11 protein-coding genes are annotated in these 12,817 nt (G+C 24.5%); 8 read left to right on the forward strand and 3 right to left on the reverse strand.

What is annotated here, in order from left to right; all coding sequences use genetic code 4:
• The first annotated feature begins 190 nt into the window (after positions 1–190).
• From AACL11_RS07880 to AACL11_RS07915, 8 genes are all read left to right on the forward strand, one after another.
• Positions 191–1,408, forward strand: coding sequence for a PhnD/SsuA/transferrin family substrate-binding protein (locus AACL11_RS07880; protein WP_338987291.1), 1,218 nt, complete (start codon positions 191–193; stop codon positions 1,406–1,408).
• Positions 1,409–1,581: 173 nt separating this feature from the next.
• A complete protein-coding gene (locus tag AACL11_RS07885) occupies positions 1,582–1,941 on the forward strand; it encodes a helix-turn-helix domain-containing protein (RefSeq protein WP_338973555.1) in 360 nt (119 codons plus the stop codon).
• A 28-nt stretch (positions 1,942–1,969) separates the two neighbouring features.
• Positions 1,970–2,470, forward strand: coding sequence for an IS630 family transposase (locus tag AACL11_RS07890; RefSeq protein ID WP_338988468.1), 501 nt, complete (start codon positions 1,970–1,972; stop codon positions 2,468–2,470).
• A gap of 31 nt (positions 2,471–2,501) precedes the next feature.
• Complete coding sequence (phnC, locus tag AACL11_RS07895; protein ID WP_338987292.1) at positions 2,502–3,293, forward strand: phosphonate ABC transporter ATP-binding protein; 792 nt, start codon at positions 2,502–2,504, stop codon at positions 3,291–3,293.
• The gene (locus tag AACL11_RS07900) at positions 3,286–6,117 is read left to right on the forward strand and encodes a phosphate/phosphonate ABC transporter permease (protein ID WP_338987293.1); all 2,832 of its coding nucleotides are present in this window, start codon (positions 3,286–3,288) and stop codon (positions 6,115–6,117) included. The genes phnC and AACL11_RS07900 overlap by 8 nt, the downstream gene beginning before the upstream one ends.
• Positions 6,118–6,136: 19 nt before the next feature.
• On the forward strand, positions 6,137–7,075 hold the full coding sequence (locus AACL11_RS07905) for a bifunctional oligoribonuclease/PAP phosphatase NrnA (protein ID WP_338987294.1): 939 nt from the start codon (positions 6,137–6,139) through the stop codon (positions 7,073–7,075).
• 19 nt (positions 7,076–7,094) lie between these two features.
• Positions 7,095–8,030, forward strand: coding sequence for a bifunctional oligoribonuclease/PAP phosphatase NrnA (locus AACL11_RS07910; protein WP_338987295.1), 936 nt, complete (start codon positions 7,095–7,097; stop codon positions 8,028–8,030).
• A gap of 134 nt (positions 8,031–8,164) precedes the next feature.
• Positions 8,165–9,388 carry an ankyrin repeat domain-containing protein gene (locus tag AACL11_RS07915; protein ID WP_338987297.1) on the forward strand — a complete coding sequence of 408 codons (1,224 nt, stop codon included), beginning with the start codon at positions 8,165–8,167 and terminating at the stop codon, positions 9,386–9,388.
• A gap of 48 nt (positions 9,389–9,436) precedes the next feature.
• Here the strand turns inward: AACL11_RS07915 and AACL11_RS07920 are convergent, their stop codons facing one another.
• The 3 genes from AACL11_RS07920 to AACL11_RS07930 all read right to left on the reverse strand — a co-directional run bounded on the left by AACL11_RS07920 (position 9,437) and on the right by AACL11_RS07930 (position 12,615).
• A complete protein-coding gene (locus tag AACL11_RS07920) occupies positions 9,437–10,675 on the reverse strand; it encodes an IS256 family transposase (RefSeq protein WP_338986680.1) in 1,239 nt (412 codons plus the stop codon).
• Positions 10,676–10,764: 89 nt separating this feature from the next.
• Entirely contained in the window at positions 10,765–12,006 is a 1,242-nt protein-coding gene (locus tag AACL11_RS07925) for an IS256 family transposase (protein WP_338987299.1), read from the reverse strand.
• 57 nt (positions 12,007–12,063) lie between these two features.
• Positions 12,064–12,615, reverse strand: a complete 552-nt coding sequence (locus AACL11_RS07930) for a two-component regulator propeller domain-containing protein (RefSeq protein WP_338987300.1) — start codon at positions 12,613–12,615, stop codon at positions 12,064–12,066.
• Positions 12,616–12,817: the final 202 nt, after the last annotated feature.

Below are 12,817 nucleotides of genomic sequence, written 5' to 3' on the forward strand. Positions count from 1 at the left end.
TTATCATTATTTAAAAAGTATTACAATAATATTATAATTTTTCAAAAATAGTATTTTTTCTTTTTAGTTATAAGATAAGGAAAAAAGTTTTTAAAATTATTTAAAAGTTCTATGCTATAATGTTCGTGTAATTCTATTTTGTGAAAAAAAGTAGTATTTTATTTTAATTTCAAGGAGGAAATTATTTTTCATGAAAAAACTGATTTCTACCATTGCAACATTTGCTTTAACGAGTAGTGCTGCTTTGCCATTAATCGCGTGTTCACCAGATGATTCATTAAAAATTGCTTTTGTACCTTCAAAAGATGCAATTAAAGTAATGAATATTGTAAAACCATTAGAAGGTTTATTGAAAAATAAAATTAAAGAATTAGACCCAGAATTTAATCGAAGTGTTAAGATTACAACAACAACTGATTATCAAGCAGCTGGACAAGCTTTACAGGATGGTAAAACAGCATTAGCATTTTTACCAATGGGTACTTACATTGATTATCGTGGTAGAGCAATTAATCCTGGAAACTATGCTGATGCAGCGCCATTAGTAATTGCACAAAGAAATGCAATGAGACCAGAAACTAATAATAAAACAAGTGAGAAAAGAATTATTGACACTAATGAACAAATGTCAATTGTTAAAAATTATAATGAGATTGCTGCTAAGGGTATAGAAAGTCATGAGGATGCTTATAAAAAACTTTATCATCAAACTGATGAGCATAAATCAACCTCATTTTACCGTGCTGAAATTATTGTTAATAACAATTTTTTAGTTAGAGAAAAAAGTAAAGTTGATATTGACCATTTATTTGATGATGCAACTACTTATAAAACAAAAATTCAACAGTTAATAAAAGATGCTAAAGCCGAAGGAAAAGACAAAATTCAATTATTAACATCTAATACATCAGGAGCAGGTGTTATTTATCCTGTACAATGAATGTTAGATAATGGTGTTGAAAAAACAGAAATTGCTGATATTTTAAAAAATCAATCTCGCGTTGAATCTTTTACTGCAGCAGCACAAAATGTTGCTAATGGTGCTTCTGATATTACTTTTGGTTATACTGATATTCGCGCTGATGCAGAACAAGTAAAAAAAGATTATGAAAATACAACAATGATTGGTTTAACAAGTGGTGTTCCTAATGATGGAATTAGTTATTCTAAAAAAGCAATTAAAGATCAAAAATTACTTGCTGCAATTCGTGAAGCATTTAAAGAGTTAATTAATGATCCAAAAAATGCTGAAATTTTTGATGTTTATTCACACACTGACTATATTACTCCAAGTAAAGATGCAACTCCAGAGCAAGCAGCAACTTGAGAAACTGAGCAAAATGATAAGTATAATCAAGCAACTAACGAAATAAAAGATGCTATTGATTTGATAAAAGCTAGTCAATAAATGATAAATTTTGAAATAAAGTAGATTAGTACTTTATTTCTTTTTATTACATATAGCTAACGAAAGTAATGTTTACTCATAAATAATGTAAAATAATAATATGTAATTTAAACAATTCTTGCACTTACAAGTATAATTCAGCAATAATTAAAATAGATTAGGAAGATTAAATTATGCCAAAACCATACAGTGAGGACTTACGAAGAAAAGTAATAGAAGTTTATGAAAGTAAAAACATGAAAATTAAAGAAATTTGTAAAGTGTTCAATATCACTAGAAAGACTTTATTTTTATGAAGAAAAAGAAAGCAAAAAACCGGAAATATAAAACCAATTTTGAATTATCAAAAAGGACATAGCCACAAAATAAAGGATTTAGATGAATTAAAAAATTATTTAGCAGAAAATAAAGATGTTACAGTTCAAAAAGTAATTGAAAAATTTGGTGATATGACAAAAGAAACAGTTTATAACTATTTCAAAAAACTAAATTATACATATAAAAAAAACTTTTCTATATGAACAAAGAGATAAAAATAAACAAGAAGATTTTTTAAAAGAAATAGCGAAAATAATGAATGAAGATTTGGTATATATTGATGAATCTGGAATTGATGATAATGAATTTTATAAATATGGTTGGTCTGAAAAAGGTAAAAGATTATTTGATAATAAACCTGCATATAAAATAAAGAGAATGAGTATAATTGGTGCACTAAATAAAGGTAAATTAAAAGCTCTATGAGCATTTGAAGGACATTGCAATAGTAAAATTTTTGAATCATATGTTAAAAATATACTAATTCCAGTATTAAAGTGTGGACAAATTATAGTTTTAGATAATGCGACGTTTCATAAATCTAAAGCAACAAAACAATTAATTGAAAATGCTGGATGCAAACTATTATTTCTTCCACCATATTCTCCTAATTTAAATCCAATTGAACATTTTTGATTTGCTATAAAACATAATATAAGAAAAATATTACCAAATTATTGACCAAATATTAAAAACGCGATTGATTTTGTTTTTCAAGATATGAGTAAACATTACTTTAGTTAGCTATATATAAAAATAAGGAGTTTATAAATAAATGATTAAATTTGAAAATGTCAATAAAGTTTGACCTAATGGTGTTCATGCTTTAAAGGATGTTAATTTACAAATTTACCCTGGTGAATTTGTAGGTGTTATTGGTCTTTCTGGTGCTGGTAAAACCACATTATTAAGAACAATAAATAAAATGAATACTATTTCTTCAGGAAAAATTACGATTGAATTATTAGATAATAATAAAGAAACTAAAAAATTTGTTGTAAATAAATTAATAGGTCGTAAATTAAGAAGATTAAGAATGAGAATTGGTTTGATTTTTCAAAGTTATAATAATATTGGTACACAAAGTGTATTAAAAAATACTTTAAATGCTAGAGTTGCAAAATTACCATTTTTTTATCGATTCTTTGGTTTTTTTTCTAAAAAAGATAAAATGATTGCCTTAAGTGCTTTAGAACAATTAGATATTTTAGATAAGGCATATGTTCGTTGTGGTAATCTTTCTGGTGGCCAACAACAACGTGTAGCGTTAGCTAGAACTTTGACTCAACAACCTGATTTAATTATTGCAGATGAGCCTGTTTCAGCTCTTGATCCAATTTTAGCAAATCAAGTTATGTTGGATTTTAAAAAAATTAACATTAATAATAATTTAACAGTTATTATTAATATTCACCATGTAGAGTTGGCGTTAAAGTATGCAACTAGAATTATTGGCATTAAAGATGGTCAAATTGTATATGATGGTTCTTCAAAAGATGTTACACCAACAATTTTAAAAAATATTTATGGGAATAAATATGAGAAAGTAGATATTAAAAATGATTAGAAAATTAAGTGGCCTTACTTCAAAAAAACCATTTGTTATTAATAATCATCATTCTAGTCCTCCGAAAAAGATTTTCTTTTGATCATTTTTAATAGTTGTTATTACATTAGTAATTATTGCTTTTAACTTTATTAATCCAGATTGAAATGAGTTTTTTAGTGGTTTTAGTACTTTAGGAGATAGAATTAAACAACTTATAAATTTAAATTTTAGTGAATTTAATTCTGTTCCTTTTCCTGATATTGAACCTCATAGTTTTATGTACTTATCATTTGCAAGTATTTGACAAACTTTTATTATGACCTTTGCTGGTACTATTATTGGAACAACAATTGCTTTACCAGTAGCTATTTTTGCTTCAAAAAATATTTTTCATAATAAAATAATTAATGGTATATTAAAAACTATTTTAGCAATTTTTAGAACAATTCCTGCGTTTGTTTTTTCATTGTTATTTGTAGGTATCTTTGGACCCAATATGTTAACAGTAACAGTTGCAATTATTATTTTTACTTTTGGTATGACAGCAAAAATGATTTATGATCGTATTGAACAAATTGATATGGGACCCTATGAAGTATTATCAGCAACTGGCGCTAATAAATTTACTTGTTTTCAAGCGGCCGCTTTTCCACAAGTAATGAAACACATTGTTTCAACATGATGATATGCATTAGAAGTTAATATTCGTTATAGCGCTATTATTGGATTAGTAGCAAAAGTTGGTATTGGTTCTATGATTAAAAATAAAATTGATAGTAAACAATGACCACAAGTTGGATGATTATTATTTTTATTAATTATAACAATTGTTATAATTGAATTAGCATCCTTTATTACTAAAAAATGAATTATGAATGATAATGATAAAATTCTTGATAAAAAACAATTACAGAAATTTACTAAAAAAACTATTTTATTAAATAAATTACCTAATTTTTTTTATTGAAAAACACAAATTATTTTATCTGATTGAAAACAACAAAATCGAGAATTAAAATTAAAATTACAAAATACTAATAATATTTCTGAAAGAAATGATATTATTAAACAATTAAACTATTTAAAAACACAAAAAAAAGTAATATTAAAAACAAAAGTTAAAGAGTTAAAAAATAATATTAAAAATGATAAATTAGTTTTTAAAAATGCAAAATTAAATAATCAAGATACATATATTTTTGATCAACAATTATTACAAAAAATTAGATTAGATAAAGTAAGCAAAATTCATTATCAAGTTATGATTACTAATACTAAATTGACAACTTTAAAAGAAAAACAAAATCTTGCTAATGAATATCATCAACAATTTAAAAATAATTTAACAGTGAATGAGGTTTATAAAAGAAAACCGTTATCTTATATTAAAAGAATTATTTTTGTAATAATTATTTTAGGATTTTTTATTTACAGTTTTTCACAAATTGATTTTGTTTTAGCAAATAATGCTCAAATTAGCGATACATGACAACATATTAAAGATATGTTCAATATTTCTTGAAGTTCTTTATTTACAACTACTGGTTGAAATGGCAATTCTATTCCTTTTTCTGTTGTATATTTGATATTTGAAACTATAATGATTGCTATTGTTGGTACCTTTTTAGGATTTATTTGTGCTTTTATTTTAGGAATGTTAAGTTCAAATAAAGTTACAAATAAATACATTGCTAATTTTTTCTGAATGATTGCTACAATCATTCGTCCAATTCCTTCATATATTTATGCTATTATTTTGATTTCTCTAGTGGGACTTGGTCCCTTTACAGGTGCTCTTGCCTTAGCTATTGCAACAACGGGAATGCTTTCTAAATATATTCGCGAGTCATTTAATGATATTGACACTACAATATTAGAAACATTAACAGCATCTGGTGCAAATTATTTACAACGTTTCCGTTATGGAATATTACCACAAGTTTCAGCAAATATTGTTTCATGAGGAATTTATCGTTTTAGTATTAATATTACTGAGGCAGCAATTTTAGGAGTTGTTGGTGCTGGTAACTTTGGTTTTGTTTTAAGTGGATATTGAACAGGTTCTTATTATCATGAATTTGGTGCACTATTATTTGGTATGATATTTATAACTGTAATTTTAGAATTGATTATTAATATGTTAAGAAATAAAATTAAAAATGGTTTGGATCCACGTTTTATTTATAAATTTAATAAACTTATTAAAAGATATCAATCACCTTGGTATGTTATTAATGGTCGAGTTTTAGACAAAAACACAGTTAGTATGTCATTTGAAGAATTAAAAGCATTATTTAAATATACAAATGTTATTATATTTAGAACAAGTTTTAAAAAATGAATAAAACAATGTTATAAATTTAAATCTAAAAGTAGAATTTCATGGAGTGAAACCTATGCAAATAACTATTGTCACTATTTTAATTTAACTACTGATAATTCAATAATAACAATGAAAGAACATAATTTACAATATGTTGCAGCAGTTAGAAATTTAATTGAAAGTCGTAAAAAATATTTAAAAAAATCTGCAAAGAATAACGTTTTAAAAATAAAAACATTAAAAAAAGAATATAAAATTGCTTCTAAAAAACTAAAAAAAGATTACAAATTATTAAAAATAAAACTTAATAATGAAATTATGCAACTTAAAAAAATAAATAATACTTTAAATACAAATGAACAATATAATAATAAATTAAGAATTGATAATTTAAAAAAAGAATATGGATTTTTACTTAAAAAAAATAAAAATGATCAAAAGATTTTAAAAGTTGATTTTAATAATGATATTAATATTGTTAAAAATTTATGAAAAAGTGTAAAATTACGTCATGAATAATAAAAGTGGGGAATTAAATATGGAAGTATGAAAGTCAATTATTGCTGCTATTAAAGCAAATGATATCATTATTTTACATCGTCATATTTTACCAGATGGTGATGCTATTGGTTCGCAATTAGCATTAAAACAATTAATAAACTTAAATTTTCCAAAGAAAAATGTTTATGCTGTTGGAACAATGGTGGAATACTTAACATTTTTAGGTACTATGGATGTTATTAATGATGATCTGTATAAAGATGCATTAGTAATAGTGACTGATACAGCCAATACAGAAAGAATTGATGATCAACGTTATAATTTGGCCAAAACAATAATTAAAATTGATCATCATCCCAATAATGACGAATATGGTGATTATCAGTGAGTAGATACTACTTATCCTGCTGCTTGTGAAATGATTGCTGATTTTATGTTTGCTAATAATTTAATTTGTAATGAATTAATTGCTAAGTGTTTATTAACTGGAATAATTACTGATACTACAAGATTTATGTTAAGACAAATAAGTAGTCGTACTTTTCTTATTACTAGCAAATTACTAGAAAGCTATAAACAAAATATTACTACTATTTATGAAAAACTTGATTATAAAAATAGTAATGAAGTTGAACTTTTAAAATATTGTTATAGTAATTATCAAATATCACCGCAAGGTATTATTAATTTGGTTATTAGTAATAAATATTTAATTTATTTAAATATTAGTGCTGATAAAGCGGCTTTTTATGTAAATATATTTAATAATGTTATTAATCATCCAATTTGGGTTGTTGGTATTGAATATCCAGATCAACATATTAGATGTGAATTAAGAACAAGTGATAATATGATTAAAGTTAATACTGTTGCTCAACAATTTGCTGGTGGTGGACATAATAGTGCTGCTGGATGTAAAGTGTGAAGTCAAAATGATTTTAATAAACTAGTAAAAGCTTTAGAAAATTTATTATAAATATTAAAGGATTGAAAAAATGAAAATTATAGATCAAATTTGAACAAAAATTAAAGAGCATAAAAAAATAGTGTGTTTAGCACATATTAATCCTGATGGTGATGCTTATGCTAGTTCAATTGCTTTATATTTGTTAATAAAAAAAATGTTTCCCAAGAAAGAAGTTTATTGTGTTAATGAAAAATCAAAACGTTTTTCATGATGAAATCAATATCTACATCAAGAAACAGTAAATATGATTACAGATAGTTTAGTAATTGTGACTGATACTGCAACATTTTCTAGAATTAATAGTGAATTTAAAGAGCAAGCACACTCCATTATTAAAATTGATCATCATCCTAATAGTGATAAGTATGGTTCGTTAGAATGAATAGATGAAAAAGCAAGTTCAACATCAGAAATAATTGCTTTTTTAATTAAAATTTTAGAATTAAAAATTGATGAAACAATTGCAGAAATTCTTTATATTGGTATTGTTAGTGATACTAATCGTTTTCATTATCCAGTTGTAAATAGTACTACTTTCCAAGTATTATCATTTTTAAGTAGTTATAATATTAATTTAACTAGTATTTATAATAAATATTATGAACAAACAGTAGATACTTTAAAGTTAAAATCATTAATATTTAAAAATTATATTTCAAATAATAAAGTAATATCTTGTTGTTTAAAAGCAGAACTATTAAAACCACTAGTAGTATCTGCTTTTACTGCTAATGAACATGTTGATTTATTAGCAAATATTAATGATAGTAAAATTTGAATGATGTTTTCACAAACTGAAATTAATGGGCCAATTATTGGTATTTTTCGTAGTAATTATATAAAAGTTAATACTGTTGCTCAACAATTTGTTGGTGGTGGACATGATCATTATGCAGGAGCTACTTTTCAAGATTGAATACAAGTTAATGAAATTATTGAAATGTATAATTTGTTAGTAAAATAATAATAATAATAATATATTGCAAAAGTTTAAAAATATGTTAATTTTAATAAAATTATTTATTTAATATAAGTTTTAATTTAACTCATTACTTTAATTTTAAGGTAAATGAGTTTTTTTGTTAGGAGAAATATAAAATGGCACTTAAAAATGAATTTTTAAAAAATGAAAAAAACTCACAAAGTAGTACTGATAATGATATTATTAGATATGATAGGGATTTTGATTATTTAATTAATAAAGGTGTTCCCTTAGATATGCAAAATCAAAATAAAGAAACATTATTACATATCGCTGTTTGAAAAGGGCAAATAAGAAGTGTTAAAAAGCTGATTTCACTTGGTGCAAGATTAGATATTGAAGATATAGATGGTAATACCCCTTTACATTTGGCAGTTATAAAACAAGATATTGAAATGGTAAAACTACTCATTAAAGCAAGTGGTATTAGTACTAGTATAGATATTAAAAATAAAAATGGTGATACTCCTTTAGAAATTGCCGAAAAGAAGGATCATAAAGAAATAGTATTTATAATTTCTTTATTATTATCATTATTTAGTTTTGAAAATATAAATAGTGCTAATAGAGAATTATATAAGCAATTTACAAGTAAATTAGAGGAACTTGAAAAATTAGAATATTCAATTTTTGTTAGAAATTCATTCAATAATGAATTTAAAAGTTGTATTGATAACTTATCAAAATTAGAAAAAGACATTAATGCTTTAGTAATTGAACGTAAATCATTAGAAAATGCAAGAAAAAGTAGAAAATGATTAAACATTTTAACATTTGGTTTTTACAAGAGAAAAATTACTAAAAAATTAATGAATAATTTTGAAATTAACTTTAAAAAAGTTGTGCAATTATCAACAGAAAGAGATAAGATAAAAAATCATATTCAAGAACTTGCAAGAATGATTGATAAAGAAAAAAATTTACGAACAGAAAATGAAGTATTAAGAAATGAAACTAAACAATTAAAAAAAGAGTTACAAAGTAAGGAAAAAAATTTGCAAGATATGAACGAAAAATATGAAAAAATAAAGCAAAAAATAGATAAAAATAAGACTAAGATTAAAGAATTGGAACAAATTTTAGAAAAAAATGAAGAGAGAATTAAAGAATTAAATTTTGAAAATAACGAATATAAAAAAGTTCAGAATGAACATAATGAAAAAAATGTTAGTAAGTTTACAACTTTAGATAATATGCTAAGAGCCAAGGAACAAGAAATTGATTTTTTTAAAGAAAAAATTAGTATTTTAATAAGAGAAAATGCAATTTTAGAAAAAAAACTAAGAAATGTAAGGAGGCTTTTTAATAATCTGTGTTTCTTTGTTTTACAAAGTTACTAATTCAGAGAGGCTTTTTAATAATCTGTGTTTCTTTGTTTTACAAAGTTACTAATTCAGATTAATTCTGTCTTCAAATTTTATCATAAAATGAGCAATTGCTGTATTTCAATTTTGAATGGGCATTGTTCATTTTTTTGTTATATTGTCAATTGCTAAATAAAATATTTTAAAAACTGACATATCGTTAGGAAAAACTTTTTTATTTCTGATGACTTTTCGTAATTGACTATTAACAGATTCAATAGCATTTGTGGTATAAATTACCCTTTTTATTTCTGCAGGATAACTAATAAAAACCATTAAATTATCTCAATTTTTATATCAAGATTTAGCAATTTGTGGATATTGTTTAGTTCATTTATTTTCAAATGATTCTAAAGCTTGCATTGCTTGTTCTTCACTACATGCAGTATAAATTGGTTTTAAATCTGCAACTAGAGATTTTCTATGCTTATATGAGACATATTTCAAACTATTTCTAATTTGATGAACGATGCATAATTGATGTTCGGTTTTAGGATAAACTGATTGTATTGCTTCTGACATGCCTGTTAAATTATCACTACAAGCAATCAGAATATCATTTAAGCCACGATTTTTCATTTCTGTGAAATTGGCTAATCAAAATTTAGAACCTTCATTTTCACTAATTCATAAACCTAAAACATCTTTTTTACCTTCTAAATCAACTCCTAAAGCTATATAAACTGATTTATTAATAATCCGTTTATCTTGTCGTACTTTAACTACTATACAATCAAAATAAACAATCGGATAAACACTATCTAATGGTCGATTTTGCCATGCTTTGACGTCATCAATAACATCATCAGTAATTTGACTAATAACACTTTCACTAATATCAGCACCATGATATAACTCTTGTAATTGCATTCTAATATCTGATAATGTCATACCTTTTGCATATAAAGAAAGAACTTGTTGATCAAAACCATCAAATCTTCTTTGTCTTTTTGCAACTATTACAGGATTAAAATTACTATTACGATCTCTTGGTACATCAATTTCAATTTTACCTTGTTGGGTTATTAATTTTTTTGAACTTATACCATTACGAGCATTGTCACTATTACTATGTTGATTCTTATCATATCCTAAATAATTTTGCATCTCAGAATTCAACATTTTTTCTACTAATCTTTTTGTTAATTCTTTATATAATCCTCCCTCTTTAAAAACTGTTGTTAAATCTTCAGTATTTTCTAATAATAAATCTACTGCTTGTGATATTGGATCATTGTTATTAATATTTTGCTTTTTAGCCATCTGTAACTCACTCTTTCTAGAAAATTAATTATATTTACTAGAACTAATTAAACATAGTTATTTTTGTAAGTTACACAGATTACTAAACATTACCAATTCAGATTAATTCTGTCTTCAAATTTTATCATAAAATGAGCAATTGCTGTATTTCAATTTTGAATGGGCATTGTTCATTTTTTTGTTATATTGTCAATTGCTAAATAAAATATTTTAAAAACTGACATATCGTTAGGAAAAACTTTTTTATTTCTGATGACTTTTCGTAATTGACTATTAACAGATTCAATAGCATTTGTGGTATAAATTACCCTTTTTATTTCTGCAGGATAACTAATAAAAACCATTAAATTATCTCAATTTTTATATCAAGATTTAGCAATTTGTGGATATTGTTTAGTTCATTTATTTTCAAATGATTCTAAAGCTTGCATTGCTTGTTCTTCACTACATGCAGTATAAATTGGTTTTAAATCTGCAACTAGAGATTTTCTATGCTTATATGAGACATATTTCAAACTATTTCTAATTTGATGAACGATGCATAATTGATGTTCGGTTTTAGGATAAACTGATTGTATTGCTTCTGACATGCCTGTTAAATTATCACTACAAGCAATCAGAATATCATTTAAGCCACGATTTTTCATTTCTGTGAAATTGGCTAATCAAAATTTAGAACCTTCATTTTCACTAATTCATAAACCTAAAACATCTTTTTTACCTTCTAAATCAACTCCTAAAGCTATATAAACTGATTTATTAATAATCCGTTTATCTTGTCGTACTTTAACTACTATACAATCAAAATAAACAATCGGATAAACACTATCTAATGGTCGATTTTGCCATGCTTTGACGTCATCAATAACATCATCAGTAATTTGACTAATAACACTTTCACTAATATCAGCACCATGATATAACTCTTGTAATTGCATTCTAATATCTGATAATGTCATACCTTTTGCATATAAAGAAAGAACTTGTTGATCAAAACCATCAAATCTTCTTTGTCTTTTTGCAACTATTACAGGATTAAAATTACTATTACGATCTCTTGGTACATCAATTTCAATTTTACCTTGTTGGCTTATTAATTTTTTTGAACTTATACCATTACGAGCATTGTCACTATTACTATGTTGATTCTTATCATATCCTAAATAATTTTGCATCTCAGAATTCAACATTTTTTCTACTAATCTTTTTGTTAATTCTTTATATAATCCTCCCTCTTTAAAAACTGTTGTTAAATCTTCAGTATTTTCTAATAATAAATCTACTGCTTGTGATATTGGATCATTGTTATTAATATTTTGCTTTTTAGCCATCTGTAACTCACTCTTTCTAGAAAATTAATTATATTTACTAGAACTAATTAAACATAGTTATTTTTGTAAGTTACACAGATTACTAAACATTACCTGTTTTCCTTCTCTTGTTCCAATTCAAATATTTTCTTCTTTATCTATTAGTATTGCACGTATTGTATGAACATTAGGGTTTTCATATGGAATCTTTTCTGGACATTTAATAAAAATATTTTCTTGATTTATTTTGAATAGTCCTTGTGTTGTTCCTGCATAAATATTATTGCTTTCATCTATTGCTAATGATCATACCGCACCTGATGTTCCTTTTATTTCAGAAAAATCATTATTTCCAATTTCTAACTTATAAACTCTACCAGTTTCGGATAAATCTTTTCCAGTGCTTCTATTTCAAGTTCCAACATAAATATTATGATCATTATCAACTTCAATTACATTAATAATTTCATTAAATTGTTTTATTTTAGTAAATTCTTCTTCTTTTGTATTATATTTATAAATTGTTCCATTAGTAGTACCAATAAAAATATTATCAAAACCATCATGTTTAATAGTAAAACCATCAGAATCTATTTTGCCGATTGTTTCTACTTTTTTATTTTTTTTCACTTTAAATACCATATTACTTTTTCCAACACAATAAACATTACCATTATTATCTTCTGTGATTGAATAAATCCCATTTTTGATTTCTGGAATTGATACTATAATATTTGTAGTTTGATTATTATCACACGGCTCATCGTTTTTATTTTTTTTAATTGTTTCTAACTCTTTTTCTAATTGTATAATTTTTTGATCTTTTATTTTT

The sequence above is a fragment of the Spiroplasma endosymbiont of Dasysyrphus albostriatus genome, from assembly GCF_964019495.1.
Classification (GTDB): Bacteria; Bacillota_I; Bacilli_A; order Mycoplasmatales; family VBWQ01; genus Spiroplasma_E.